Origin of the sequence: Hippea alviniae EP5-r, from assembly GCF_000420385.1 — a bacterium.
GTDB classification, from domain to species: domain Bacteria; phylum Campylobacterota_A; class Desulfurellia; order Desulfurellales; family Hippeaceae; genus Hippea; species Hippea alviniae.
This window is the reverse complement of the sequence record NZ_ATUV01000001.1, coordinates 1,220,007-1,244,641: the sequence shown is the minus strand read 5'-3', so window position 1 is coordinate 1,244,641 and position 24,635 is coordinate 1,220,007. Positions and strand designations below refer to the sequence as shown.

33 protein-coding genes and 1 tRNA gene are annotated in these 24,635 nt (G+C 41.0%); all 34 read left to right on the top strand.

The window, feature by feature from the left end:
• Positions 1-10 precede the first annotated feature (10 nt).
• The 34 genes from rpmG to rpmD all read left to right on the top strand — a co-directional run bounded on the left by rpmG (position 11) and on the right by rpmD (position 24,624).
• Positions 11-160 carry a 50S ribosomal protein L33 gene (rpmG, locus tag G415_RS0106485; protein WP_022670836.1) on the top strand — a complete coding sequence of 50 codons (150 nt, stop codon included), beginning with the start codon at positions 11-13 and terminating at the stop codon, positions 158-160.
• A 3-nt stretch (positions 161-163) separates the two neighbouring features.
• Positions 164-240 (top strand) — tRNA-Trp (locus tag G415_RS0106480).
• A 13-nt stretch (positions 241-253) separates the two neighbouring features.
• A complete protein-coding gene (gene secE / locus G415_RS0106475) occupies positions 254-439 on the top strand; it encodes a preprotein translocase subunit SecE (protein WP_238321447.1) in 186 nt (61 codons plus the stop codon).
• A gap of 15 nt (positions 440-454) precedes the next feature.
• Positions 455-994, top strand: coding sequence for a transcription termination/antitermination protein NusG (gene nusG / locus G415_RS0106470; RefSeq protein ID WP_022670834.1), 540 nt, complete (start codon positions 455-457; stop codon positions 992-994).
• Positions 995-1,007: 13 nt separating this feature from the next.
• The gene (rplK, locus tag G415_RS0106465; RefSeq protein ID WP_022670833.1) at positions 1,008-1,439 is read left to right on the top strand and encodes a 50S ribosomal protein L11; all 432 of its coding nucleotides are present in this window, start codon (positions 1,008-1,010) and stop codon (positions 1,437-1,439) included.
• Between the two features lie 58 nt (positions 1,440-1,497).
• A complete protein-coding gene (gene rplA, locus G415_RS0106460; protein WP_022670832.1) occupies positions 1,498-2,196 on the top strand; it encodes a 50S ribosomal protein L1 in 699 nt (232 codons plus the stop codon).
• A gap of 104 nt (positions 2,197-2,300) precedes the next feature.
• The gene (gene rplJ / locus G415_RS0106455; RefSeq protein WP_022670830.1) at positions 2,301-2,825 is read left to right on the top strand and encodes a 50S ribosomal protein L10; all 525 of its coding nucleotides are present in this window, start codon (positions 2,301-2,303) and stop codon (positions 2,823-2,825) included.
• A 15-nt stretch (positions 2,826-2,840) separates the two neighbouring features.
• A complete protein-coding gene (gene rplL, locus G415_RS0106450) occupies positions 2,841-3,230 on the top strand; it encodes a 50S ribosomal protein L7/L12 (protein ID WP_022670829.1) in 390 nt (129 codons plus the stop codon).
• A gap of 99 nt (positions 3,231-3,329) precedes the next feature.
• Positions 3,330-7,409 (top strand): DNA-directed RNA polymerase subunit beta, encoded by a 4,080-nt coding sequence (rpoB, locus tag G415_RS0106445; protein WP_022670828.1) that lies wholly within the window; start codon positions 3,330-3,332, stop codon positions 7,407-7,409.
• A 10-nt stretch (positions 7,410-7,419) separates the two neighbouring features.
• Positions 7,420-11,976 (top strand): DNA-directed RNA polymerase subunit beta', encoded by a 4,557-nt coding sequence (rpoC, locus tag G415_RS0106440; RefSeq protein WP_022670826.1) that lies wholly within the window; start codon positions 7,420-7,422, stop codon positions 11,974-11,976.
• A 64-nt stretch (positions 11,977-12,040) separates the two neighbouring features.
• Positions 12,041-12,415, top strand: coding sequence for a 30S ribosomal protein S12 (gene rpsL / locus G415_RS0106435; protein WP_022670825.1), 375 nt, complete (start codon positions 12,041-12,043; stop codon positions 12,413-12,415).
• Positions 12,416-12,425: 10 nt separating this feature from the next.
• The gene (rpsG, locus tag G415_RS0106430) at positions 12,426-12,893 is read left to right on the top strand and encodes a 30S ribosomal protein S7 (protein ID WP_022670823.1); all 468 of its coding nucleotides are present in this window, start codon (positions 12,426-12,428) and stop codon (positions 12,891-12,893) included.
• Between the two features lie 15 nt (positions 12,894-12,908).
• Positions 12,909-14,984: an elongation factor G gene (gene fusA / locus G415_RS0106425; protein WP_022670822.1), complete on the top strand. Its 2,076-nt coding sequence runs from the start codon at positions 12,909-12,911 to the stop codon at positions 14,982-14,984.
• Positions 14,985-14,994: 10 nt separating this feature from the next.
• Positions 14,995-16,191 (top strand): elongation factor Tu, encoded by a 1,197-nt coding sequence (tuf, locus tag G415_RS0106420; RefSeq protein WP_022670821.1) that lies wholly within the window; start codon positions 14,995-14,997, stop codon positions 16,189-16,191.
• 13 nt (positions 16,192-16,204) lie between these two features.
• Complete coding sequence (rpsJ, locus tag G415_RS0106415) at positions 16,205-16,513, top strand: 30S ribosomal protein S10 (RefSeq protein ID WP_022670819.1); 309 nt, start codon at positions 16,205-16,207, stop codon at positions 16,511-16,513.
• 86 nt (positions 16,514-16,599) lie between these two features.
• On the top strand, positions 16,600-17,220 hold the full coding sequence (gene rplC / locus G415_RS0106410; RefSeq protein ID WP_022670818.1) for a 50S ribosomal protein L3: 621 nt from the start codon (positions 16,600-16,602) through the stop codon (positions 17,218-17,220).
• A 3-nt stretch (positions 17,221-17,223) separates the two neighbouring features.
• Positions 17,224-17,847, top strand: a complete 624-nt coding sequence (rplD, locus tag G415_RS0106405; RefSeq protein ID WP_022670817.1) for a 50S ribosomal protein L4 — start codon at positions 17,224-17,226, stop codon at positions 17,845-17,847.
• Positions 17,840-18,115, top strand: coding sequence for a 50S ribosomal protein L23 (gene rplW / locus G415_RS0106400; RefSeq protein WP_022670816.1), 276 nt, complete (start codon positions 17,840-17,842; stop codon positions 18,113-18,115). Before rplD ends, rplW begins: the two co-directional genes overlap by 8 nt.
• A 16-nt stretch (positions 18,116-18,131) precedes the next feature.
• Positions 18,132-18,956, top strand: coding sequence for a 50S ribosomal protein L2 (gene rplB / locus G415_RS0106395; RefSeq protein ID WP_022670814.1), 825 nt, complete (start codon positions 18,132-18,134; stop codon positions 18,954-18,956).
• Positions 18,957-18,969: 13 nt separating this feature from the next.
• Complete coding sequence (rpsS, locus tag G415_RS0106390) at positions 18,970-19,251, top strand: 30S ribosomal protein S19 (protein ID WP_022670813.1); 282 nt, start codon at positions 18,970-18,972, stop codon at positions 19,249-19,251.
• Between the two features lie 13 nt (positions 19,252-19,264).
• Complete coding sequence (gene rplV / locus G415_RS0106385) at positions 19,265-19,591, top strand: 50S ribosomal protein L22 (protein ID WP_022670812.1); 327 nt, start codon at positions 19,265-19,267, stop codon at positions 19,589-19,591.
• A 10-nt stretch (positions 19,592-19,601) separates the two neighbouring features.
• The gene (gene rpsC, locus G415_RS0106380) at positions 19,602-20,228 is read left to right on the top strand and encodes a 30S ribosomal protein S3 (RefSeq protein WP_022670811.1); all 627 of its coding nucleotides are present in this window, start codon (positions 19,602-19,604) and stop codon (positions 20,226-20,228) included.
• Between the two features lie 23 nt (positions 20,229-20,251).
• On the top strand, positions 20,252-20,674 hold the full coding sequence (gene rplP, locus G415_RS0106375; protein WP_022670810.1) for a 50S ribosomal protein L16: 423 nt from the start codon (positions 20,252-20,254) through the stop codon (positions 20,672-20,674).
• The gene (gene rpmC, locus G415_RS0106370; protein WP_022670809.1) at positions 20,671-20,874 is read left to right on the top strand and encodes a 50S ribosomal protein L29; all 204 of its coding nucleotides are present in this window, start codon (positions 20,671-20,673) and stop codon (positions 20,872-20,874) included. Before rplP ends, rpmC begins: the two co-directional genes overlap by 4 nt.
• Positions 20,871-21,134, top strand: coding sequence for a 30S ribosomal protein S17 (gene rpsQ / locus G415_RS0106365; protein ID WP_022670807.1), 264 nt, complete (start codon positions 20,871-20,873; stop codon positions 21,132-21,134). The genes rpmC and rpsQ overlap by 4 nt, the downstream gene beginning before the upstream one ends.
• Positions 21,131-21,499, top strand: a complete 369-nt coding sequence (gene rplN, locus G415_RS0106360) for a 50S ribosomal protein L14 (RefSeq protein WP_022670806.1) — start codon at positions 21,131-21,133, stop codon at positions 21,497-21,499. The genes rpsQ and rplN overlap by 4 nt, the downstream gene beginning before the upstream one ends.
• Entirely contained in the window at positions 21,499-21,819 is a 321-nt protein-coding gene (gene rplX, locus G415_RS0106355) for a 50S ribosomal protein L24 (protein ID WP_022670805.1), read from the top strand. Before rplN ends, rplX begins: the two co-directional genes overlap by 1 nt.
• Positions 21,820-21,834: 15 nt before the next feature.
• Positions 21,835-22,398 carry a 50S ribosomal protein L5 gene (rplE, locus tag G415_RS0106350; protein ID WP_022670804.1) on the top strand — a complete coding sequence of 188 codons (564 nt, stop codon included), beginning with the start codon at positions 21,835-21,837 and terminating at the stop codon, positions 22,396-22,398.
• Between the two features lie 17 nt (positions 22,399-22,415).
• Positions 22,416-22,601: a type Z 30S ribosomal protein S14 gene (locus G415_RS0106345; RefSeq protein ID WP_022670803.1), complete on the top strand. Its 186-nt coding sequence runs from the start codon at positions 22,416-22,418 to the stop codon at positions 22,599-22,601.
• A gap of 7 nt (positions 22,602-22,608) precedes the next feature.
• Complete coding sequence (gene rpsH / locus G415_RS0106340; RefSeq protein WP_022670802.1) at positions 22,609-23,010, top strand: 30S ribosomal protein S8; 402 nt, start codon at positions 22,609-22,611, stop codon at positions 23,008-23,010.
• 13 nt (positions 23,011-23,023) lie between these two features.
• Entirely contained in the window at positions 23,024-23,569 is a 546-nt protein-coding gene (rplF, locus tag G415_RS0106335; RefSeq protein ID WP_022670801.1) for a 50S ribosomal protein L6, read from the top strand.
• 13 nt (positions 23,570-23,582) lie between these two features.
• The gene (rplR, locus tag G415_RS0106330; protein WP_022670799.1) at positions 23,583-23,945 is read left to right on the top strand and encodes a 50S ribosomal protein L18; all 363 of its coding nucleotides are present in this window, start codon (positions 23,583-23,585) and stop codon (positions 23,943-23,945) included.
• Positions 23,946-23,956: 11 nt separating this feature from the next.
• Positions 23,957-24,433 (top strand): 30S ribosomal protein S5, encoded by a 477-nt coding sequence (rpsE, locus tag G415_RS0106325; RefSeq protein WP_022670798.1) that lies wholly within the window; start codon positions 23,957-23,959, stop codon positions 24,431-24,433.
• An 11-nt stretch (positions 24,434-24,444) separates the two neighbouring features.
• Complete coding sequence (rpmD, locus tag G415_RS0106320) at positions 24,445-24,624, top strand: 50S ribosomal protein L30 (RefSeq protein ID WP_022670797.1); 180 nt, start codon at positions 24,445-24,447, stop codon at positions 24,622-24,624.
• The last annotated feature ends 11 nt before the right edge of the window (positions 24,625-24,635 follow it).

The following is a 24,635-nucleotide window of genomic DNA, read 5'->3' as shown; positions in this document are numbered from 1 at the left end:
GGAGAATCTGATGCGTGAGATGGTAACTTTGGCATGCTCAGAGTGCAAAAGAAAAAATTATACCAGCACAAGGGATAAAAAGAAATCAAAAGAGAAACTTGAATTAAGAAAATACTGTCCATTTTGTAGAAAACATACAATACACAGAGAGGTAAAATAAAACAGGCCAGTAGCTCCAATTGGTAGAGCGGCGGTCTCCAAAACCGTTGGTTGGGGGTTCGAGTCCTCCCTGGCCTGCCATTTTTTTATTATTATGATGAAGAAGATTTTAAGCTTTCTTGAAGAGGTAAAGATAGAGTTCAAGAAGGTAGTTTGGCCTGGTAAAAAGGAAGTGACAAGTGCCACTATCTCTGTGATTATGTTCACAGTGATAGTGGCTTTTATTTTGAGTGTGCTGGACTATCTTCTTTCAATAGGACTCCAATCACTTTTTAAATAGAGAAGGTTATCATAAATGAGCGATTTTAAGTGGTATGCTATCCATACGCAGGTTGGTTATGAAGAGAAAGTTAAATCTATGCTCGAAAACAAGCTAAAAAGCGCTGGTTTGGAAAGTGAAGTAGAAGAGATTTTCGTGCCTTTGGAAGAAGTTATTGAGATAAAAAAGAACAACAAGAAAGAGAAGGTCAAGAAGTGTCTCTATCCGAGCTATGTATTTGTAAAGGCAAGAATGAGTGATAAGCTTTATAACCTTGTGAAGCGTATGTCGTTTGTTTCAGGTTTTGTGGGTTATGGCAAAGAGCCCGTTCCTATGGATGAGAGTGAGATAAGGCAGATTAAAGAGAGAGTTGAAAGCTCAAAAGAAGCTCCAAGATTGTCTGTATCGTTTGAACCTGGTGAGTCCGTAAGGGTATTGGACGGTCCATTTGCCAACTTTACTGGAACGATAGAAGAAGTTGATATAGATAAGGGAAGATTGAGAATCTTGATAAGTATTTTTGGTCGTTCGACACCGGTTGAATTGAATTACAATCAAGTCGAGAAAGTTGAATAAAGGAGTTTGAGCAATGGGTAAGAAGGAAGTTGTAGCCCAGATTAAGCTGCAGATAGAAGCTGGCAAAGCATCACCTGCTCCACCGGTCGGTCCTGCACTTGGTCAACATGGTGTTAACATTATGGACTTCGTTAAGAAGTTCAATGATGTTACAAAGGACAGAATGGGTGATATAGTGCCTGTCATTATCACAGTTTATGCTGACAGGTCGTTTGATTTTATTACAAAGACACCGCCAGCAAGCTCTCTGATAAAGAAAGCTTTGGGTATTGAGAAGGGTTCTTCAGACCCTGCAAGGGTAAAGGTTGGAAAGCTTACCAAACAGCAGCTTGAAGAGATAGCAAAGATAAAGCTGCCGGATTTGAACACCAATGATTTGTATAAGGCTATGAAGACTGTTGCTGGAACAGCGATAAATATGGGTGTTGAAGTTGAAGATTTCTAAAAACAGACTTTACCACTCCTTGAAGGAAGTGGGAGCTCTTTAAAGAAAGGAGAGAGCGATGGGAAAGAGAGGAAAAAAATACATTGAAGCGTTAAAGAAGTATGATCATCTAAAAGAGTACTCCTTAGATGAAGCTTTGAAGATTCTTAAAGAGATAGCGTATGCCAATTACGATGAGACTGTTGAAGTTCACATGAGATTGGGTGTTGACCCGAAACATTCAGACCAGGTCGTAAGGGGCTCAGTAACCCTGCCACATGGAACAGGTAAGAGCGTTAAGGTTCTTGTTTTCGCTAAGGGTGAAAAGATTAAGGAAGCTGAAGAAGCTGGTGCTGATTATGTTGGCGGTCAGGAGTATGCAGATAAGATTGCCAAAGAAGGGTGGCTTGATTTTGATAAGGTTATAGCAACACCAGACATGATGGGTATAGTTGGACGCTTGGGTAAGATTCTCGGTCCAAGAGGACTTATGCCAAACCCGAAGGTAGGCACGGTTACATTTGATGTTGCAGATGCAGTAAAAAGAGCAAAAGCAGGTGAAGTTGAATTTAGAGTTGACAAGACGGCAAATATTCATGTTGGTGTTGGCAAAAGGTCGTTTGACAACGATAAACTGAAAGAGAATATAATGGCGCTGTATGATGCTGTTGTGAAAGCAAAACCTGCTGCAGCAAAGGGAAGATACATAAAATCTTTCCACATAGCCACAACGCATTCTCCAAGCGTGAAGATAAATGTGCAATCACTTCAGCGTTAACATATATAAAAATCTAAGAGGTCAAAGACTGCGGGTAGCCTAAGGGCTTTAAAGTAAGCCTGCAAGAGGCCAGTTTTTGACCCGTCCAAGAAAGGAGGGGGATATTGAAGAGAGAGCGAAAGGTTGAGTTAGCCGACAGGCTAAGGGAGAGACTGAAGGAAGCTAAGATCCTTATAGCTGCAAGCTATACGGGTCTTACGGTGGCAGAGATGGAAGCCATCAGAAACGCCGTCAAAGAGCAGGGTTGCACCTTCAATGTTATCAAAAACAACATTGTTAAAAAGGCTGTTGAGGGCACAGCTTGGGAGTCGATGACAGAACAGCTAAAAGGCCCGAATGCCTTTGCTTTGGGTTTTGATGACCCTGCGGTGCTTGCCAAGATTATGGTTGAAAAGGCTAAAGAGTATGGCAAGCTTGAGATTAAGTTTGGTTCATTAGAAGGCAAACTCTTGACGGCAGATGATATTAAGGCTTTGAGCAAGTTGCCACCAAAAGAGGTGCTTGTTGCACAACTGCTTGGCACTATGAAGGCTCCAATTTCTGGTTTTGTCAATGTTTTAGCGGCAAACATAAGGCAGCTTCTGTATGTGCTTAAAGCAATAGAAGAGAAAAAAGCAAAGGAAAATTAAAAAGGAGGTTTACTAATGGCAGAGATTACAAAAGAAGATGTTATTAAATTTATTGAAAATATGACAGTTGTTGAGTTGGCAGAGTTTGTTAAGGAGCTTGAAGATAAGTTTGGCGTAAGTGCTGCTGCTCCTGTTGCTGCTGTAGCTGCTGCTGCACCTGCTGCTGGCGGTGGTGAAGCTGCTGCTGAGGAGAAGACAGAGTTTGATGTTGTTCTTAACAAGGCAGGAGATAAGAAGATCCAGGTCATCAAGGTTGTAAGAGAGATAACGGGTCTTGGCCTGAAAGAGGCAAAAGCATTGGTTGACTCTGCTCCAAAGGCAGTAAAAGAGAAGGTAAGCAAAGAAGAAGCTGAGCAGATTAAGGCAAAATTAGAAGAAGCTGGCGCTGAAGTTGAGATTAAATAATAACTTTTAAGGTGGGTTTATCGGATAAAGGAAAGGGGCTTTATGTCTCTTTCCTTTTTTTTTCTAAAAAATCTTTCTAAAAAATAAACGAGGTGCATAATGGCTGAGCCTCTGAAATTGCAATACAGAATGAGAGTTAACTTCTCAAAAACTAAAAAGGTTTTGGAAATTCCTGACCTTTTAAGGCTTAACATAAATTCTTTTAAAGAGTTTGTAGACAAAAACAGCAAAAGAGAAAAAAATCTGGATAATGCACTTAGGTCCATTTTTCCTATAGATGATGTTCACGGAAGGCTAAGGCTTGACCTTGTGGATTGGGAGATAACACCGCCGAAATTTTCACCAGAAGAGTGTAAAATAAAGGGTCTCTCATATACAGGTAATTTGATTTTGAAGGTTAGACTTACCCAGTGGAACATAGATGAGCATACAGGCGAGAAATTGGACATTGAAGATATAAAAGAGCAGAACATCTATGTTGGTGAGTTGCCTTTAATTACAGAGACTGGAAGCTTTATAATAAACGGCGTTGAAAGGGTTATTGTTGGTCAGCTTCACAGGTCTCCGGGTGTCATATTTAAAAAGCTCTCTGAGTTTGCTGGTCGTGGTCTGTTTTATGGTCAGATTATACCAGAAAGGGGCAGCTGGATAGAATTTGAGACAGAGACGAGAGAGATTCTTTCAACACGCATAGACAGAAAAAAGAAGTTTCCTGCCACTATCCTTCTTCAAGCTTTGGGTATGGATGAGAGCGAAATACTCAAAACATTTTATGAGACTATCCATGTCAAAATTGAAGATGGAAATATATATGCTAAGCTGAACGAGTCAATAATAGGATTAAGGGCAGACCTTGACATAGAAGTAAATGGAGAAGTTGTTGTCAAAGAAGGCAAGAAGATAACAACAAGGGCTTTTAAGACACTATCTGAAGCCAATGTTGAGTATGTGCCAATAAGAGAGTCTGATTTACAGGGTAAATTTTTAGCAACGCCTTTGAAAATAAATGTTGACGACGAAGAAGAGATTATCCGCCCAGCAACAAAACTAACAAAGGAGAAGCTGAGTTTTATCAAAGAGTTTGATGCAGAGTTTGATGTTGTTTATTCTAAGTTTGACGATTACCTTATTCTCAATACGCTTGTTGCGGCAAGGGAAGTTCTGAATAAAAGAAGGGTTGCTTTACCTGAAGGCTTAGATGACGAAGATGTTGCCAGAATCTTTATCCACACACTTTTAAGGCCGGGTGAGCATACATCGATTGAAGATGCAAAAAGGTTTTTTGAGAATCTGTTTTTCAATCCAGAGCGATACGATGTTTCCTTAGAAGGAAGAATAAGGCTCAATGAAACCTTTAATATAGATGTGCCAGAAGATGTAAGGGTTTTAACCAAAGATGACCTTGTTGGCATAATGAGACATATTGTTCTGCTTGAGAATGACCAGGTCTATCCAGACGATGTTGACAGTTTAAGCAACAGAAAAGTCAATCTTGTAGGTGATCAACTTTACAGAGAGATAAGAAATGGCCTGTTGCGTATGCAAAGGCTCATCAAAGACAAGATGGTGATGCGTGAAATCGACAACATAATGCCTTATGATGTCATAAACACAAAACCCGTTGCCGTTGCCATAAAGGATTTCTTTGCTACGGGTCAGTTATCTCAGTTTATGGACCAGACCAATATACTCTCTGAAATATCACATAAAAGAAGATTGTCGGCTTTAGGAAGCGGCGGATTAACAAGGGAGAGAGCTGGCTTTGAAGTTAGAGATGTCCATCCAACCCATTACGGAAGGATATGTCCTATCGAGACACCAGAAGGCGCAAATATTGGACTTATCTCTTCGTTGGCAATATACGCAAACATAAACGAACTGGGCTTTATAGAGACACCTTACAGGATTGTCAAGGATGGAAGGGTTACAGACGAAGTTGTTTATCTGAGTGCATCCAAGGAGAAAGGACATATAATCGCTCAGGCATCTGCTCCGTTGAATGAAGATGGAACATTCAAGAATGAGTATGTTGCAGCAAGGAAAGATGGAGAGTTTGTTGTTGTTCGCAACACAGAGATTGACTTAATGGATGTTTCTCCGAACCAAATAGTCTCTGTTGCTGCAGGCTTGATACCGTTCTTGGAGCATGACGACGCAAACAGGGCATTAATGGGCTCAAACATGCAGAGACAGGCTGTGCCTTTGATAAGGCCTGAAGCTCCGCTTGTTGGAACGGGTCTTGAGCCTGTTGTCGCTAAATACTCAAGATACGCTGTTGTGGCAAAAAGAGATGGTAAGGTTGTAAGAATAGACGACAAAATTTATGTTGCAGTTAAGACAGAAGATGGCTATGAGCTTGATGTTTATCCGTTGAAGAAGTTTTTAAGGTCAAACCAGGATACCTGCTTTACGCAGACGCCTGTTGTTGATGTTGGAGATTATGTAAAAGAAGGCCAAATTATAGCTGACGGTCCTTCAATGGATAAAGGCGAGCTTGCTTTGGGTAAAAACCTTGTCGTTGCTTTTGTCTCTTGGCGTGGCTATAACTATGAAGATGGTATCACGATTTCACGAAGGGTTGTTGAAGAAGACCTATACACTTCAATTCATATAAAAGAGTTTAGCGTATATGTCAGAGATACGAAATTCGGAATGGAAGAGATTACGGCAGATGTTCCAAACGCATCAAGCGAAACCCTAAGAAACCTTGATAAAAACGGTATTGTAAGGATTGGAGCTTATGTAAAGCCCGGAGATATACTTGTTGGTAAGGTTACGCCAAAGGCAGAGACGCATTACTCACCTGAAGAGAAACTTTTACGCTCTATCTTTGGTGAAAAGGCTGCCAATGTTGCAGACTCTTCGTTAAGGGTTCCACCTGACACATCGGGTATCGTTGTCGATGTTAAGATACTTCACAGACGTGGAGCAGATGTAAATCCACGAGAAAAAGAGATAATAGCTCAAGAGAAGCAGAAGATAGAAAAAGAGTTAAAGAATAAGCTTAAACTCCTTCAAAAGCTGAAGATAGACAGCTTAAAAGAAGCAATCATAGGGCATGCACCAGAAGAAGATATAAAGGTTGGTTCAAAGGTATTCAAGAAAGGTAAAGCTATAAACTCAGAAGAGCTTGAAGGTTTAAATGAAAGGGAACTTGAGAGATTGCTGCCTAAGGGTTTTGACTTAAAGTCATTAAACAAACATTACAGAGAGATGGAAAAATCTATAAAAGAGCATCATAATAAACTCATCAAGAGCATAGAGAAGGAGAGCGACCTACCACCGGGCGTTATCTCTGTTGTCAATGTTTATATAGCGACGAAGAGAAAGCTCTCCGTTGGCGATAAGATGAGTGGACGACATGGAAACAAGGGTGTTGTCTCTAAAATTCTGCCTGTTCAGGATTTACCATTCTTGGAAGATGGAACGCCCGTTGACATAGTGCTCAATCCACTTGGTGTTCCTTCCAGAATGAACATAGGTCAGATAATGGAGACGCATCTTGGATGGCTTTCAAAGGGCTTGGGTAAAAAGATAGATGAGCTTCTAAAGGCAGGCAGAAGGGATTTGTTAAGGGATTTTATCAAGAGAATATTCAATAGCAAGAAAGCAGAAGAGTTCATAGACTCTTTGAGCGATGAAGAGATAGAAAAGTATGCAAAAGAGTGGAAGAATGGCGTTCACTTTGCCAACCCTGTCTTTGAAGGTGCAAAAGAGAAGGATTTGAAGTATTTAATGGATATGGTGGGCTTTAAAGAGCTCAAGAGCGAAGTTTACGACGGTATAACGGGTGAGAAGTTTAAAGAGCCCGTGACTGTTGGTGTTATGTATGTTCTAAAACTGCATCACCTTGTTGATGATAAAGTGCATGCAAGAAGCGTTGGACCTTACTCTCTTGTTACGCAGCAGCCTTTGGGTGGAAAGGCTCAGTTTGGTGGTCAGCGTTTCGGAGAGATGGAAGTTTGGGCACTTGAAGGATACGGTGCAGCATATACACTTCATGAGATGCTTACGGTAAAATCCGATGATGTTACAGGAAGAAATAGAACTTATGAAGCTATAGTTAAAGGAAGACCAATTCCTTTGGGTGGAGTGCCGGAGTCGTTTAATGTGTTGATAAAGGAGATGCAAGCACTCTGTTTGGATGTCGAGCTGCTTAAGGATATAAGAAGAAGATAAGGGGGCAGTAATGTTTACTGTTTTAAAGAGCAAGCCAAAGTCTTCTAAAGACTTTGATGCAATAAGGATAAAGTTGGCATCACCTGAGAAGATAAGGGAGTGGAGTTACGGAGAAGTAAAAAAGGCAGAGACGATAAATTACAGAACATTTAAGCCCGAAAGGGATGGCCTTTTCTGTGCAAAGATTTTTGGTCCTATCAAGGATTATGAGTGCTTGTGCGGAAAATACAAAAGAATCAAATACAAGGGCGTTGTATGTGAAAAGTGCGGTGTTGAAGTTACGGAGTCTAAGGTAAGAAGAGAGAGAATGGGACATATAGAACTTGCAACGCCCGTTGCCCATATATGGTATCTGCGTTCTGTTCCGAGCATTATGGCTCTTTTGCTTGATATGAAGTTGAAGGATTTGGAAAGGGTTATCTATTACGAATCCTATGTTGTAGTGGAGAGCGAAGTTGAAGAGTTGCCAAAAAAGACCGTTTTAAATGAAGCTGCGTATAAAACATACTCTGAGAAGTACGGTTTAAGATTTACTGCTGAGATGGGTGCTGCAGCCATTCAGAAGTTGCTCAAAGAGATGGACCTTGACCTTGAGATAATGCAGCTGAAAGAAGAGATAGAAGCCACTTCTTCCAAAGCCAAAAAGAAGAAGCTCATCAAACGCATGCGCTTGATGGAGCAGTTTAAGAGAAGTGGCAATAAGCCAGAATGGATGATTCTGGAAGTTTTGCCCGTTCTTCCGCCGGATTTAAGGCCTTTAGTCTCGCTTGAAGGTGGGAGATTTGCATCAAGCGACTTAAACGACTTATACAGAAGAGTTATCAATAGAAACAACAGACTTAAAAGGCTGATAGAACTTGGTGCTCCTTCAATTATCATAAGAAATGAGAAGAGAATGCTTCAAGAAGCTGTTGATGCTTTAATAGACAACGGCAGAAGAAAGCAGGTTGTTAGAGCATCGAATAATAGGCCTTTGAAGTCCTTAAGCGAATCAATAAGAGGAAAAGAAGGAAGGTTTAGGAGAAACCTGCTCGGTAAAAGGGTTGACTATTCTGGCCGTTCGGTAATTGTGTCTGGTCCTGATTTGAGAATGGATCAGTGCGGATTACCTAAGATAATGGCTTTAGAGCTGTTTAAACCGTTCATATACCATAGGTTGATTGAAGAAGGGCATGCTCCAACAATCAAAGCAGCAAAGAAAATGGTTGAGCGTAAAGACCCAGAAGTTTGGAATATACTCGAAGATGTTGTGAAAGAGCATCCGGTGTTGTTGAACAGAGCACCAACGCTTCACAGGTTGTCAATCCAGGCATTCCATGCCGTTTTGACTGACGAGAAAGCAATTAGGCTTCATCCACTTGTCTGTCCAGCATTTAACGCAGACTTTGACGGCGACCAGATGGCTGTTCATGTGCCTTTGAGCAATGAAGCGATATTAGAAAGTGAAGTGCTGATGCTTGCAACGGAGAATATTATCTCGCCTGCTCATGGCAATCCTATAGCTATGCCAAGCCAAGATATGGTTTTGGGTGTCTATTACATGACAAAGGCAAGAGATGGTCAAAAAGGCGAAGGCATGTATTTCTCATCAGCCGATGAAGTAAGGATTGCCTACGAGAATGGTGTCTGTGATTTGAATGCCAAGATACATGTAAAGATAGATGGTGAGATTCAAGAGACAACCGTTGGAAGGGTTCTATTTTATGAGATAGTGCCAAAGAGTGTTCCGTTTAAAGATGTAAATAAGCTTTTTACAAAGAAAGAGTTGAATAGATTTATCTCATACCTGTATCAGCATGAAGAGTTGCCCGTTGTTGTTAAGTTTTTAGATGATGTTAAGGATTTGGGATTTGAGATATCGACAAGGGCTGGTGTTTCTATATCCATTGAGGATATGGTTGTTCCGAAGGAGAAGGCAGAGATTATAGCCAAGGCAGAAGAAGAAGTTAGAAAGATTCAGGAAGATTACCAGCAGGGTCTTTTGACGGATAAGGAGAGATACAATAAAGCCGTTGATATATGGAGTTCCGCAACGGATAGGATTGCAGCTGCAATGATGAGAGAGCTGGGTGGTGAGTACGAAGAGAGTTTTAACTCTATCTTTATCATGGCACACTCAGGAGCAAGAGGCTCTCAGCAGCAGATGAGACAGCTTGCAGGCATCAGAGGATTAATGACAAAGCCGTCCGGAGACATCATTGAGACACCAATTAAATCAAACTTTAAAGAAGGTTTGACGGTTCTTGAATACTTCACATCGACGCACGGTGCAAGAAAGGGTCTTGCAGATACGGCTTTGAAGACGGCAAATGCTGGATATCTCACAAGAAAACTTATAGATGTTGCTCAAGATGTTACGATTACCATGGAAGATTGCGGCACAACCGAAGGCCTTGAAGTGTCGGCAATTATGGTCAATGGTGAGGAAATAGAGTCTTTGGAAGAGAGGATCTTGGGCAGAACAGCAGCAGAAGATGTTATTGATCCATTCACTGATGAAGTGATAGTCGAAGAAGGTCAGGAGATAGACGAAAGAGCCGTTGAGAAGATACTTAAGGCTGGAATAAAGAAGGTTAAGATATACTCTGTTTTGACATGTAAAGCTGAGCGTGGCGTATGCGCTAAGTGTTATGGAAGGGACTTAGCAAGGGGCGGCAGGGTAAATGTTGGTGAAGCTGTCGGTATTGTTGCAGCCCAATCAATCGGTGAACCTGGAACGCAGCTTACACTTAGAACATTCCATGTTGGTGGAACGGCGTCGAGATTGACAAAAGAGAGTAAAGCGGCAGAGACAAAAAGGGCAGGAATTGTAAGATTTTACAACTTCTTTGTCGTTCCAAACTCTGCAGGTGAGAGTATATTGCTTTCAAGAAGGGATGCAGCTTTACTTATAACAGAACCACAGATAGTCTCAAAGACAAAGGGTAAGGTTTCAATCAGAGAAGATAAGAGTTATTACTATGTGGCTGTTGGTGATGCAGAAGAGTATAAGATAAAGAAAGTCGATTTTGTTAAGGATGAAGACATAATAACGGGTGGTTCCAAGGCTATAGGTAAGCTGATGCTTTCTGTTAAAGACGGTGATGAAGTAGATGCTTTGGGTCTTTTGGTCGAAAGGGTTTTGGAAGTATTCGATGTGCCAAAGAGTATTCCTTATGCTGCTAAAATATTTGTCAAAGATAGAGAGACGATAAAGAGATTCGTAAAGACCGAAGAGAGCGGAACGGTAAAACTTATAGCTTTGGAAGGTGAAGGATTTGTTGAGATAGATGACCCTGAGAATGGCATAGTAAACAGACATGGAACACATGTTGTCATAACCGAGAATGGCGAAGATAAAGTAAGATACTATGTGCCAAAGGGTTCTGTTTTGTATGTGAAAAAGGGTCAAAGGGTTGAAGCCGGTGATGTTATTGTTGGATATGATGATGAGAAGAAGAAGAGAATATTCGAAAGCGACCCAACAATTTACATAAGCACCACGACATTGGCTGAGTGGGATGCATACTCAGATTACCTGCTTGCAGGTGCTGAAGGTTATGTAAAATGGGTTGATTTAATTCCACATGTTACAATCAAAGAAGAGATAGATAAAATTACATCCCTTAAGAGTAATGTTGTCATAGAGAGCAAAGATTTAACAAAAAGGCCAAGAATATACATTGTTGACGAAGAAGGCAAACTCAAGAAGTTTGAGAATATTGATGAAGATGCCGTTTACTATTTGCCGCCGGGTATAATTTTGCAAAAAGAGAATGGAGAGTATGTAAAACCTGGCGATGTTATTGGTAAGATTCCTAAGGAGCTTGATAAAACCACCGATATTACGGGTGGTCTGCCACGAGTTTCTGAGTTGTTTGAAGCAAAAAGACCAAAGGATGCAGCAATTATAAGTGAGATTAGTGGAATAGTCTCATATGGAAAAGAGTCTAAAGGTAAAAGAAAGGTTATTATCACTTCTACAGCAGGTAAAGGCAAGGTCGTAAAAGAGTATCTGATACCGAGAAACAAGAGATTGCTTGTATTCCCAGGTGATAGAGTTGAGATGGGTGAGCCTTTAACGGATGGTTCTGTCAATCCACACGATATTTTGGCTATTTTGGGTGAAAAAGAACTTCAAAAGATGCTTGTTAGTGAGATTCAACAGGTTTACAAACTGCAGGGTGTTAACATAAACGACAAGCATATAGAGATTATCGTTAGACAGATGCTCTCTAAGGTTGTTATAGAAGATTCTGGCGATAGTGATTTCATTGAAGGTGAAGTTGTCAACAGATTTATATTTACAAAGAAGAACGAGATGCTCATAAAGAGAGGCAAGAAGCCAGCCATTGGAAGGATAGTATTACTCGGAATAACCAAGGCTTCACTGAATACGGACAGCTTTATCTCTGCTGCAAGTTTCCAGGAGACGACAAGAGTGCTGACAGAAGCTTCTATAAGTGGGCAGATAGACCATCTAAGAGGCTTGAAAGAGAATGTTATTGTTGGTAGGTTGATACCTGTTGGAACAGGTCAGAAAAAATATGATGACATAATTTTGAAGCCTGCGAGTGGTGATGATTAAAAAATCTTGACAAAAAGGACTTTTGTTGTTAGTTTAGGCAAGCAATTTTTTAGGGAGGTAAAAAGTGCCTACGATTAACCAGCTTGTAAGAAAGGGAAGAAAAAAGGTTAAGGCAAAGAAAAAGACATTAGCCCTTCAGGGATGCCCACAGAGAAGAGGTGTCTGCACAAGGGTTTATACAACGACACCAAAGAAACCTAACTCAGCTTTGAGAAAGGTTGCAAGGGTTAAGCTCACAACGGGCTATGAAGTGACAGCTTATATACCTGGCGAAGGACACAATTTGCAGGAACACTCTATCGTCTTGGTAAGAGGCGGAAGGGTTAAGGACTTGCCAGGTGTTAGGTATCACATCATCAGAGGTGCTTTGGATGCTGCCGGTGTTGAAGGCAGAAAACAGAGTAGGTCTAAATACGGAACAAAGAAGCCCAAGGAGTAAGGAGAGTTAAATGAGAAGAAGAAGAGCAGAAAAGAGAGAGGTTCCACCAGATTTAGTTTACGGAAGCGTTCTTGTTACCAAGATAATAAACAAGATTATGTGGGATGGTAAAAAGTCCATAGCAAGCAAGATTTTCTATCAGGCTATGGATTTGGTTAAAGAGAAGACGGGCGAAGACCCAATGGAAGTTTTGCAGAAGGCTATCGAGAATATAACACCTAAGATAGAAGTAAGACCAAGAAGGGTTGGTGGTGCAACCTATCAGGTTCCAGTTGAAGTAAGGCCAGAGCGTCAGAGAAGCCTTGCTGTTAGGTGGCTTGTTGATTATGCAAGGCAGAGAAGCGAAAGAAGAATGTTCGAAAGATTAGCAGGTGAAATAATAGATGCTGCCAATAACAGAGGTGGCGCTGTTAAGAAGAGAGAAGATACTCACAAGATGGCAGAAGCCAACAGGGCATTTGCACATTACAGATGGTAAGAAGGGGAGTGAAAAGTGGCACGCAAGTATCGACTTGAGAAGTTGAGAAACATAGGAATTATAGCTCATATTGACGCTGGAAAAACGACAACGACAGAGAGAATTCTGTATTACACGGGTGTATCGCACAAGATTGGTGAAGTTCATGAAGGCACAGCAACAATGGACTGGATGGAGCAGGAGAAGGAGCGTGGAATTACGATTACTTCTGCTTCCACTACCTGTTTCTGGCGAGAACATATGATAAATATTATCGATACACCGGGGCATGTTGACTTTACAGTGGAAGTTGAGCGTGCTTTAAGGGTTTTGGATGGTGCTGTTGGTGTTTTCTGTGCTGTTGGTGGTGTTGAGCCACAGAGTGAGACAGTTTGGAGACAGGCAGATAAGTATCATGTTCCAAGAATTGCCTTCGTAAACAAAATGGACAGGATTGGAGCTGATTTTTTCAATGTTGTTAAAGAGATAGAAGAAAAACTCAATGGTAATCCTGTTCCTATTCAGTTGCCTGTAGGTGCTGAGTCAAACTTCGTGGGCGTTGTTGATTTAGTAAAGATGAAGGCAATTATCTGGGATTCTGATGTCTTGGGTGCTAAGTTCTCTATTAAAGATATACCAGACGAATTGGCCGATATGGCTTTAGAATATAGAGACAAGATGCTTGAGAAACTTGCTGATATAGATGATGAGTTTGCTGAGAAGTATTTAGAAGGCGAAGATATATCTGAAGATGAGATAAAAAGGGTAATAAGAAAAGGCACAATAGATACAAAAATAACGCCTGTTCTGTGTGGAAGTGCTTTCAAGAATAAAGGCGTTCAGCCGCTGCTTGATGCTGTTGTTGACTTTCTGCCAAGTCCAGTTGATATAGCAGCTGTTAAGGGTATTGACCCAAGAACAGGTGAAGAGATAGAAAGAAAGGCAAGTGAAGATGAGCCGTTGGCTCTGCTTGCTTTTAAGATAATGAGCGATCCTTATGTGGGTAAGCTTACATACTTTAGAGTCTATTCTGGAACATTGAAGGCTGGCTCTTACGCTTATAACTCTACAAAGGGCAAGACGGAAAGGATAGGAAGACTCCTAAGAATGCACGCAAACAAGAGAGAAGATGTTGATGTTGTATATGCTGGAGATATTGCTGCTGCAATTGGTTTAAAATACACAACAACAGGTGATACTTTATGTGATGAGAAGAATCCAATACTGCTTGAGTCTATGGAGTTTCCAGAGCCTGTTATATCTGTTGCCGTTGAACCAAAAACAAAGGCTGACAGAGATAAGCTTTCAAATGCTCTTCAGAAGCTTGCAGAAGAAGACCCAACATTTAGAGTTAGATACGATGAAGAGACCAATCAGACGATTATTTCTGGAATGGGTGAGCTTCACCTTGAAATAATTGTTGATAGATTAAAGAGAGAGTTCAAAGTTGGCGTTAATGTTGGCAAACCACAGGTTGCATATAAAGAAAGCATCAAGGGTAAAGTCAAACAGGAAGGTAAGTTCATCAGACAGACTGGTGGTCATGGTCAGTATGGACATGTTTGGATTGAGCTTGAGCCACTTGAAAGGGGAAAAGGTTTCGAATTTGTCGATAAGATAGTCGGCGGTATTATTCCAAAGGAGTTTATTCCGGCTGTGGAAGCAGGTGTTAAAGAAGCAGCCGAGAGTGGCGTTTTGGCTGGCTATCCAATGGTTGACTTTAGGGTTACACTTTATGATGGTTCTTATCACGAAGTTGACTCATCCGATATGGCATTTAAGATTGCAGCATCAATGGCGTTTAGAGAAGCAGCTAAAAAGGCAAAACCCTATCTTCTTGAGCCTATAATGGATGTTGAAGTGACAACACCTGAGCAGTATCTTGGCGATGTTATGGGTGATATAAACTCTCGTCGTGGCAAAATCAAGAGTATGGGCGAGAAAGGCAATCTCAAGATAATCAGAGCCCACATACCACTTGGTGAGATGTTTGGATATGCAACTGCTTTAAGGTCGATTACTCAGGGAAGGGGAACCTATACAATGCAATTCTCGCACTATGAAGAAGTGCCTAAGAATATAGCTGAAAAAATAATCAAAAAAGAAGCTTAAGGAGGCTTTTATGGCAAAGGAAAAATATGTCCGCTCAAAACCACATGTTAACATCGGAACAATCGGCCACATCGACCATGGTAAAACAACTCTAACAGCAGCTATCACAAAGGTTTTGGCAGAGAAGGGTAAAGCAGAGTTCAAGGATTACAACGACATCGACAATGCACCAGAAGAGAAAGAGAGAGGAATCACAATCAACACTGCTCATGTTGAGTATGAGACAGACAAAAGACACTATGCTCATGTTGACTGTCCAGGGCATGCTGACTACATCAAGAACATGATTACTGGTGCTGCTCAGATGGACGGTGCTATTCTTGTTGTCTCTGCAGCAGATGGTCCAATGCCACAGACAAGAGAGCACATACTTCTTGCAAGACAGGTTAATGTTCCATACATCGTTGTATTCCTAAACAAGATTGATATGGTTGATGATGAAGAGCTTGTTGACCTTGTTGAGATGGAAGTAAGAGAGCTTCTCTCAAAGTATGGCTACCCTGGTGATGATGTTCCAGTAATCAGAGGTTCAGCTCTAAAAGCTCTTGAGACACCACCAGGCCAGTCCAACGAGTGGACAAAGGCAATAGAAGAGTTAATGGATGCAGTTGATGAATACATACCAACTCCACAGAGAGAAGCAGACAAACCATTCTTGATGCCAATTGAAGATATCTTCTCCATCTCAGGAAGAGGAACAGTCGTAACAGGAAGAGTGGAAAGAGGCGTTCTCAAGCCAGGTGAAGAAGTAGAAATCGTAGGCTTCAGAGAGACAAGAAAGACTGTTGCAACATCCCTTGAGATGTTCAGAAAGATACTTGACGAAGCAATGGCTGGAGACAATGTTGGAGTTCTCCTAAGAGGTATCAAGAAAGAAGATGTTGAAAGAGGAATGGTTCTTGCAAAACCAGGTTCCATCACACCACACAAGAAGTTCAAGGCTCAGGTCTATGTTCTGACCAAAGACGAAGGTGGAAGACACACACCATTCTTCGATGGTTATAGACCACAGTTCTACATCAGAACCACAGATGTTACTGGAACCGTTCATCTGCCAGAAGGCGTTGAGATGGTTATGCCAGGAGACAATGTTGAATTAACTGTTGAACTCATTGCACCTGTTGCTTTAGAGAAAGAGACACGCTTCGCTATCAGGGAAGGTGGTAGAACAGTTGGTGCTGGTGTTATAACGGAGATATTGGAGTAAGAGGGTGATAACCATGGGGCAGAAGATAAGACTCAAGCTTAAATCGTTCGAGAGCGACCTCCTTGATAGCTCGGTTAAGGATATAATAGAGACTGTTAAGAAGACTGGTGCAAGGGTAAAAGGGCCTATACCTTTACCCACCAAGATTTCAAGATACACTGTTTTAAGGTCTCCGCATGTAAACAAGAAGTCGAGAGAGCAGTTTGAAATCAGGACACACAAAAGGCTGCTGGATATTGTTGATGCAAGCCAGCAGACTGTTGATGCATTAATGAAGATAGATTTACCGGCAGGAGTTGATATAGAAGTTAAACTGCAGTAGGTTGTATCCAATGGAAATAAGAACCCCCGTTAAGGGTGGGGTTCCTCTGTTTCTTTATGAATAAATTTGAAGGATGGGAGTGATAGATGTTGGGTTTAATTGCTAAAAAATTGGGGATGACGCAGCTTTATGTTGATGGTAAAGCTGTTCCCGTTACGGTTCTTGAAGCTCAAGACGGCGTTATAACCCAGATAAAGACGAAGGAGAAGGATGGTTATAACGCTATTGTCGTTGGTTTTATAGACACAAAAGAGACAAGGCTGAACAAACCTATGTTGGGTGTGTTTAAGAAGGTTGGTGTTCCACCCAAGAAGATGCTTAAAGAGTTTAGGGTTGAGAATCCAACCGAGTATGAAGTGAAAGCCCAGATTAAGGTTGATATCTTCCAGAAGGGCGATATTGTTGATGTTATCGGCAAGACAAAAGGTAGGGGATTTACCGGCGTAATGAAGAGACACAACTTTGCCGGTGGACCAGATAGCCACGGTTCAATGTTCAACAGAAGGCCTGGTTCCATAGGTAACTGTGAATTTCCAGGTAGGGTTGTTAAAGGTAAGAAGATGCCGGGTCATTATGGAGATGAAAGGGTGACAATCAAGAACCTTGAAGTTATGTATGTTGACCCTGAGAAGAATCTGATAGCAGTTAAAGGCGCAGTTCCTGGTTCTAAGGGCAGCTATGTCAATATTATAAAGAAGGGGAACTAAGAGATGAAAGTAAAGGTTTTAAACAGGGAAAATCAGGTTGTCGGCGATATTGAAATCAATGTTGAGTCTAAGGATGTAAAGGATAAAGGTGTCCTGTTTAATAGGGTTGTTAGGGCTATGTTGATGAATGCAAGACAGGGCACTGTGAGCACAAAAAGCAGAGGCGAAGTATCCGGTGGCGGTAAAAAGCCGTGGAGACAAAAAGGTACAGGCAGGGCAAGAGCAGGTTCAATTAGGTCACCACTTTGGGTTGGTGGTGGAGTCGTTTTTGGTCCAAAGCCAAGAGACTATGAGTTGAAGATGAATAAAAAGGAGAAAAGAGCGGCATTTAGGGAAGCTTTAGCTCAAAGAATTCAGAACGAGCAGGTTATTGTTTTAGATGAGCTTAATTTTGAAAAACCAAAGACAAAGGAAGCCTATGAGCTTGTTAAAAAGTTGAATCTAAGAAAGGCTCTGTTTGTGCTTGAAAAGGGTATGGAAAATGCTTATCTCTCTTTACGCAACATAGAAGGGATAGAAGTTAGAAATATAGATGCATTGAACACTTACGATGTTTTGCGTTTTCAGAGTATCGTTATGCCCAAATCGGTGGTTGAAAAATTGAACAGGAGAATCGCCAATGGATAAGTGGAGTATTTTAAAGGAAAGAGTGATTTCAGAGAAGGCTTTTATAGCCCAGGAAGATGGCAAGTATGTGTTTGTTGTTGATAAAAACGCAAACAAACCAGAGATAAAGAAGGCTATTGAAGAGCTGTTTGGTGTTGAAGTTGAGAAGGTAAACATCATAAATGTGAAGGGAAAAAGAAAGGTATTCAGAGGGATAAAGGGTAAAAGGCCTTCATATAAGAAGGCTATTGTTACACTCAAAGAAGGTCAGACATTGAAGGAACTTTAAGAAAGAGGTTTAAGCTATGGGTATCAAGGTTTACAAGCCAGTAACAAACGGTTTGAGATTTGCAAGTGTTTCTGACTTTAGTGAGATAACGAAGAAAAAACCCGAAAAGTCTCTTATAAAGGTTTTGAAATACCATGCAGGTAGGGATAACTCAGGACACATCAGCGTAAGAGGCAGAGGCGGAAGAGTAAAAAGATTTTACAGAATCATAGATTTTAAAAGGGATAAAAGGGGAATACCAGCTGTTGTAAAAGCAATAGAGTATGACCCAAACAGGAGCGCAAGGATAGCCCTTTTGGCTTATAGGGATGGAGAGAAAAGGTATATCATAGCACCTGTTGGATTGAAGGTTGGTGATGTTGTTGAAGCAGGTGAGAATGCTGAGATAAGGGTTGGCAATGCCCTGCCTATTAAAAATATACCTGTCGGAACAATTATTCACAATATAGAGTTAAAACCAAAGGGTGGTGCTCAGCTTGCAAGAAGTGCCGGTGCTATGGCTCAGATTATGGCAAAGGAAGGCAAATATGCCCACATAAGATTGCCAAGCGGTGAAATGAGACTGATTCATGTTGAGTGTTATGCAACAATTGGTCAGGTTGGCAACACTGATCATAACAACATCAACTGGGGTAAAGCCGGTAGGATGAGACACAGAGGCTTCAGGCCACAGGTTAGAGGTGTTGCCATGAACCCAATTGACCACCCACACGGTGGTGGTGAAGGTAAGACAGGAACGGGCGGCACACCTGTTACGCCATGGGGTGTTCCAACCAAAGGTTATAAGACCAGAAGGAACAAGAGAACGGATAAATTTATCGTAACCAGAAGAAAGAAATAGGAGGCGTTGGTTTATGCCGAGAAGTCTAAAAAAAGGTCCATTTGTTGATGAGAAGCTCTTAAAGAAGGTTGAGAAGATGAGAGCTTCTGGTAAGAAGACTATGATAAAGACATGGTCAAGAAGAAGCACGATTGTTCCTGAGTTTGTTGGATTTACATTCGCTGTCCATAACGGCAAGAAATTTATACCTGTTTATGTTACCGAGAATATGGTTGGATATAAGTTGGGTGAGTTTGCACCAACAAGGACATTCAAAGGACACAAAGGCGTAGTTCAAAAGAAAATAGGTAAGTAAGGGTTGGTGAGATATGGAAGCAAGAGCATTTTTAAGGAGCGCAAAGATATCTCCTATAAAGGTTAGAGAAGTTATAGGATTGATTAAAGGAAAAAGTGTTGATGAAGCATTAGTTCTGCTCAAATACTCCAAAAGGAAGGCTGCTTTTATCTTGAAAAAGCTGCTTGAATCGGCTGTTGCCAATGCTTTGGAGCAGGGTATGGATATAGATGGTTTTAGGGTTATAAATGTAACGGCTGATGACGGCATCAGGATGAAGAGATATAGAGCAAGGGCTATGGGTAGGGCTGGAAGAATCATTAAACGCACAAGTAATATTACCGTGATTATCGGCAAATAGGAGGTGGGTTTTGGGTCAAAAAGTAAACCCTATTGGTTTAAGGCTTGGTATAACAAAGACTTGGACTTCAAGATGGTATGCTGAAAGGGATTTTAAAGATAAATTTTTGGAAGACCAGAAGATTAAAAGGGCAATAAAGAAGAAGGTATATTACGCTGGCATCTCAAAGATTGAGATAGAGAGAAAAAGAAACAAGATGACGGTTAACATATATGCAGCTATGCCAGGCATCATTATCGGAAGAAAAGGTGCTGAAGTTGAGAAGCTTAAAGAGTTTGTCAAAGGCATGACCGACGCTCAGGTTACGATAAATGTTAAGGATGTGCCTGCTCCAGAGAAGGATGCTCAGCTTATAGCTGAGAATATAGCCCTTCAGATAGAAAAAAGAATGCCTTACAGAAGGGTGATGAAGAGAGCTGCGTATTTGGCGTTGAAAAAGGGTGCCAAAGGAATAAAGATACAGGTTGCAGGAAAGCTCGGTGGAGCTGAAATGGCAAGAACAGAGTGGATAAAGGAAGGTAGAATTCCTTTGAGCACCTTAAGAGCCGACATCGACTATGGGTTTGCGGAAGCTTTAACTCAGGCTGGCGTTATAGGAATAAAGGTCTGGGTATTTAACGGAATGGTATCACCATAAGCAAGGAAAGGTGGGATTGAGCTATGTTAATGCCAAAAAGAACCAAGTATAGAAAATATCAGAGAAACAGAAACGGCGTAAGGGGAACAGCCAAAAGAGGAACCAAACTCGCATTTGGCGATTTTGGTCTCAAAGCCGTTGGTAGAGGTGAAGTTACCAACAGGCAGATTGAAGCTGCAAGAATTGCCATAAACAGGGTTTTGAAGCATCAGGGTAAGATTTGGATTAGGATTTTCCCTGATTTTCCTTTGACCAAAAAACCTGCCGAAACGAGAATGGGTAAGGGTAAAGGCTCCATAGAGAAGTGGGTTGCTATTGTTAAACCAGGAAGAATTCTCTATGAGATTGGTGGTGTATCCGAAGAGCTTGCCGTTAAGGCTTTTAAGCTTGCAGCGCAGAAGTTTAACATAGAAATGAAAATCGTCAAACGGAGTGAGTGGCAATGAAAGCGTCTGAATTGAGACAGAAGAGTTTAAAAGAGTTGATTGAAGAAGAGAGAAAACTTAGAGAAGAGATATTCAAGCTCAATATGAGAAAAGGGCTTGAACAGATGGAGAATCCGCATAAAATTAGAAACCTGCGTAAGGACTTGGCACGGGTTCTTACCGTTAAAAACGAGAAACTCAAGAAGGGTGAGCAGGTATGAGTAAGTTAGTTAAGGAAGGTATCGTTGTCAGCGATAAGATGGATAAGACCATTGTCGTTGAAGTCGAGACACTTGTGGAGCATCCCAAGTTCCACAAGTATATAAAGAGAAAAAAGAAGTTTAAGGTTCACGACGAGAGAAACGAAGCTAAGAAGGGTGATAGGGTTAAGTTTATAGAGTGCAGACCTATTTCCAAAGATAAACATTTTAGATTGCTGGAAATCACCGAGAAATATGTAGGTTTGGGAGATGAGCAATGATACAGCCATACAGTATGCTTAAGGTTGCTGATAACTCTGGCGCAAAGAAGATAATGTGCATAAAGGTGCTTGGCGGCACCAGAAAAAGATACGCCAGAGTTGGTGATATAATTGTTGCTTCTGTTAAAGAAGCAGACCCAAACGGAAGGGTCAAAAAGGGTGATGTTGTAAAGGCAGTTGTTGTTAGGACGAAGAAAGAGTTTAGGCGTCCTGACGGCACATATATTAAATTTGATGAGAATGCTGCTGTGCTTATCAACAACCAGAAGGAGCCTATAGGCACAAGAATCTTTGGCCCTGTTGTTAGAGAGTTAAGAGCTAAAGAGTTTATGAAAATTATTTCTCTTGCTCCAGAGGTGCTATAATGAACAGGATAAGAACGAAATTAAAGAAGAATGATAAAGTTAGGGTGATTGCTGGCAAGGATAAGGGTAAGGAAGGGACAATCATATCCTTTGTCCCTAAGAAAAACCGTGTAATTGTTGAAGGTGTCAATATTATAAAGAAGCATGTTAAGGCATCTGCTACAACCAAGGGCGGCATTATAGAGAAGGAAGCGCCCATTCATATTTCAAATGTCATGCTTGTTTGTCCGCATTGCAACAAACCTACTCGCATAGGTATTAAGTTTTTGGAGAGTGGCGAGAAGGTTAGGTATTGTAAAAAATGCGGTGAGACAATCTAAGGGAGGAGAAGTTTAATGTCTGAAGAGAAGTATGTTCCAAGACTTAAATCCCTTTACAGGGAAGAGATAATCCCACGCCTTATGAAGGAGTTTTCGTATAAGAATGTAATGCAGGTGCCGAAAATCGAGAAAATCGTGCTTAATGTAGGTCTTGCAGAAGGCATGCATGATATAAAATTGCTTGAGTCTGTGTTGGATGAGCTTGCCACAATTACCGGACAGCGTGGCGTTATAACAAGGGCAAGAAAATCTATAGCGAACTTCAAACTCAGAAAGGGCATGCCTATTGGATGCAAGGTTACCTTACGCGGCGATAGGGCTTATGAGTTTCTCGATAGGTTTATCTCTTTTGCTATTCCAAGAATTAGAGACTTCAGAGGTGTTCCACTAAAGGGATTTGACGGAAGAGGGAATTACACGCTCGGCATCACAGAGCAGCTGATATTCCCAGAAATCAATTACGACAAAATCGTTAAGATTCACGGCATGAGCGTTACGATTGTTACGACTGCTGAGACAGACGAAGAAGCAAAGGCACTGCTTGAAGCCTTTGGAATGCCGTTTAGAAAAACAAACTAAGTGTAAGAGGAGAGTCTATGGCAAGGAAAGCTTTGATAGAGAAGTCAAAGAGACCGCCTAAGTTTAAGGTTAGACAGAGAAACAGATGCCAGTTGTGTGGCAGACCAAGGGGATACATGAGAAAATTTGGTATCTGCAGGGTCTGTTTCAGGATGCTTGCAGGTAAAGGTGAAATTCCAGGCGTAAAAAAGGCAAGTTGGTAGGTGGCGTATGAGTAAGAAGGTAGCAGATTGCTTGTCTAAGATAAAGAATGGACTAAAAGCAAAACACGATTATGTTGATGTTCACAGCAACAATCTTGTTGAGAATGTTATCAAGATTTTAAAAGAAGAAGGCTATATAGCCGATTATAAAAAGCTCGATAATGTCGGCAATAGAAATATGGTTAGGGTGTTTTTGAAGTATGCCGACGAGAATAAGAGAAAGCCTGTTATTATGATGATGAAGATGGTTAGTAAGCCATCAAGAAGGGTTTATATCTCTGCTGATGAGATAAAGCCCGTTATGAATGGGCTTGGAATCGGCATTATCTCCACTTCAAAGGGTGTTATGACGACCCAGCAGGCTAAGAAGCTGGGTATAGGTGGAGAATACATCTGCGAGGTATTTTAATTAGGAGGTTAGCATGTCAAGGATAGGAAAAACACCTATCCCTATACCTAACGGGGTAGAGATTACAATAAAGCAGGACGAAGTTGTGGCTAAAGGCCCAAAGGGTCAATTGACTCAGCACTTCAATCCTGAGTATGTAAGTGTAGAAAAAGACGATAAATTTATATATGTTAAGAAGGTAAGTAATGCAAAGAATGCCGATGCTATGCACGGTCTTTATAGAAGTCTTATAAATAATGCTGTTGTTGGTGTGTCTAACGGATTTACAAAGGTTTTGCAGATAGAAGGCGTTGGATATAAAGCTTCTGTCTCTGGTAAGAAACTTGTGTTGAGTGTTGGTTATTCTCACGATGTTAACTATGAGATTCCTGATGGAATCAAGATAGAAGTTGACAAAAAGGGTGTTGAGATAACCGTATCGGGTATAGATAAACAGCTGGTTGGTCTTGTTGCAAGTCAAATTAGGGCTGTAAGACCGCCAGAGCCTTACAAGGGTAAAGGAATCAGATATAAAGATGAGCGTATTATTAGAAAAATGGGCAAGGCTGCAAGCAAGTAGTGGGGGTTAATAGATGGCGACTGTAGATAGAAAAAAGGAAAGACTAAGAAGAAAATTAAGAATCAAATACAAAATAAGAGGGACAGCCGAGAGGCCAAGATTGTGCGTCTATAAGAGTTTAAAACACATTTATGCTCAGATTATAGACGATGAGAGTGGAAGAACGCTTGTTTCTGCATCAACACTCGATATAGATTTAAGAGATAAGGTAAAGGGTTGCAATGTAGCTTCTGCTAAGGTTGTTGGCGAAGCTATAGCCAAAAAAGCTTTAGAAAAGGGAATAGAAAAGGTTGTATTTGATAGGAATGGATACATCTATCACGGTAAAGTTAAGGCGCTTGCCGATAGTGCAAGAGAAGCAGGACTTAAATTTTAGGAGTGGTGCGTATGGTGCAGATGGAAAAAGAATTTGAAGAACAGGTTATATCCATAAAAAGGGTTACAAAGGTTGTAAAAGGCGGTAGAAGGTTTAGATTCTCAGCTTTGGTTGCTGTTGGAGACAAAAATGGTAGAGTTGGGCTTGGCTTAGGTAAGTCCCATGAAGTTCCAGAAGCTATAAAAAAAGCTATAGAGAAAGCCAAAAAGAATATGATTAGGGTACCTATAACAGAAGACGGTACTATTCCACATCAGATGGAAGTTAAAGAAGGTGCAGGAAGAATATTGATAAAACCTGCAAGACCTGGTACGGGAATAATAGCTGGCAATACCGCACGAGCTATACTTGAAGTCTGTGGTATTAGGAACATTGTTACAAAATCCATAGGTTCTAACAATGTTCACAATCTCTCTCATGCGCTACTTAAGGCTTTGAGTATGTTGAGAAGCAAAGAAGAGATAATGAAAATGAGAGGACTCAAGTGAGGTGGTAAATCATGGCTGACCTTAAAATTACCTTAAAAAGAAGTCTGATAGGACAGAAGCCGTCCATAAGGAAAACGGCAATAGCGTTAGGCTTAAAAAGGCCTAATAAGTATGTTATAAGAAAAGACTCGCCATACATCAGAGGTATGATAAAAAAAATCTCCTTTATGGTTGAAGTAGAAGAACTTTAAGAGAGGTGCTA

Bases quoted from the DNA above. Each gene is read 5' to 3' on its own strand.
- rpsQ (WP_022670807.1), top strand. From the start codon at position 20,871: ATGAGTAAGTTAGTTAAGGAAGGTATCGTTGTCAGCGATAAGATGGAT.
- rplA (WP_022670832.1), top strand. From the start codon at position 1,498: ATGGGAAAGAGAGGAAAAAAATACATTGAAGCGTTAAAGAAGTATGAT.
- rplE (WP_022670804.1), top strand. From the start codon at position 21,835: ATGTCTGAAGAGAAGTATGTTCCAAGACTTAAATCCCTTTACAGGGAA.
- rpsJ (WP_022670819.1), top strand. From the start codon at position 16,205: ATGGGGCAGAAGATAAGACTCAAGCTTAAATCGTTCGAGAGCGACCTC.
- rplL (WP_022670829.1), top strand. From the start codon at position 2,841: ATGGCAGAGATTACAAAAGAAGATGTTATTAAATTTATTGAAAATATG.
- rplW (WP_022670816.1), top strand. From the start codon at position 17,840: ATGGATAAGTGGAGTATTTTAAAGGAAAGAGTGATTTCAGAGAAGGCT.
- rplB (WP_022670814.1), top strand. From the start codon at position 18,132: ATGGGTATCAAGGTTTACAAGCCAGTAACAAACGGTTTGAGATTTGCA.
- rpoB (WP_022670828.1), top strand. From the start codon at position 3,330: ATGGCTGAGCCTCTGAAATTGCAATACAGAATGAGAGTTAACTTCTCA.
- rpoC (WP_022670826.1), top strand. From the start codon at position 7,420: ATGTTTACTGTTTTAAAGAGCAAGCCAAAGTCTTCTAAAGACTTTGAT.
- tuf (WP_022670821.1), top strand. From the start codon at position 14,995: ATGGCAAAGGAAAAATATGTCCGCTCAAAACCACATGTTAACATCGGA.
- rplD (WP_022670817.1), top strand. From the start codon at position 17,224: ATGAAAGTAAAGGTTTTAAACAGGGAAAATCAGGTTGTCGGCGATATT.
- rplP (WP_022670810.1), top strand. From the start codon at position 20,252: ATGTTAATGCCAAAAAGAACCAAGTATAGAAAATATCAGAGAAACAGA.
- rplR (WP_022670799.1), top strand. From the start codon at position 23,583: ATGGCGACTGTAGATAGAAAAAAGGAAAGACTAAGAAGAAAATTAAGA.
- rpsG (WP_022670823.1), top strand. From the start codon at position 12,426: ATGAGAAGAAGAAGAGCAGAAAAGAGAGAGGTTCCACCAGATTTAGTT.
- rplN (WP_022670806.1), top strand. From the start codon at position 21,131: ATGATACAGCCATACAGTATGCTTAAGGTTGCTGATAACTCTGGCGCA.
- rplK (WP_022670833.1), top strand. From the start codon at position 1,008: ATGGGTAAGAAGGAAGTTGTAGCCCAGATTAAGCTGCAGATAGAAGCT.
- rpsS (WP_022670813.1), top strand. From the start codon at position 18,970: ATGCCGAGAAGTCTAAAAAAAGGTCCATTTGTTGATGAGAAGCTCTTA.
- rpsH (WP_022670802.1), top strand. From the start codon at position 22,609: ATGAGTAAGAAGGTAGCAGATTGCTTGTCTAAGATAAAGAATGGACTA.
- rpsE (WP_022670798.1), top strand. From the start codon at position 23,957: ATGGTGCAGATGGAAAAAGAATTTGAAGAACAGGTTATATCCATAAAA.
- G415_RS0106345 (WP_022670803.1), top strand. From the start codon at position 22,416: ATGGCAAGGAAAGCTTTGATAGAGAAGTCAAAGAGACCGCCTAAGTTT.
- nusG (WP_022670834.1), top strand. From the start codon at position 455: ATGAGCGATTTTAAGTGGTATGCTATCCATACGCAGGTTGGTTATGAA.
- rplC (WP_022670818.1), top strand. From the start codon at position 16,600: ATGTTGGGTTTAATTGCTAAAAAATTGGGGATGACGCAGCTTTATGTT.
- rpmG (WP_022670836.1), top strand. From the start codon at position 11: ATGCGTGAGATGGTAACTTTGGCATGCTCAGAGTGCAAAAGAAAAAAT.
- rpmD (WP_022670797.1), top strand. From the start codon at position 24,445: ATGGCTGACCTTAAAATTACCTTAAAAAGAAGTCTGATAGGACAGAAG.
- rplF (WP_022670801.1), top strand. From the start codon at position 23,024: ATGTCAAGGATAGGAAAAACACCTATCCCTATACCTAACGGGGTAGAG.
- rpmC (WP_022670809.1), top strand. From the start codon at position 20,671: ATGAAAGCGTCTGAATTGAGACAGAAGAGTTTAAAAGAGTTGATTGAA.
- secE (WP_238321447.1), top strand. From the start codon at position 254: ATGATGAAGAAGATTTTAAGCTTTCTTGAAGAGGTAAAGATAGAGTTC.
- rplV (WP_022670812.1), top strand. From the start codon at position 19,265: ATGGAAGCAAGAGCATTTTTAAGGAGCGCAAAGATATCTCCTATAAAG.
- rplX (WP_022670805.1), top strand. From the start codon at position 21,499: ATGAACAGGATAAGAACGAAATTAAAGAAGAATGATAAAGTTAGGGTG.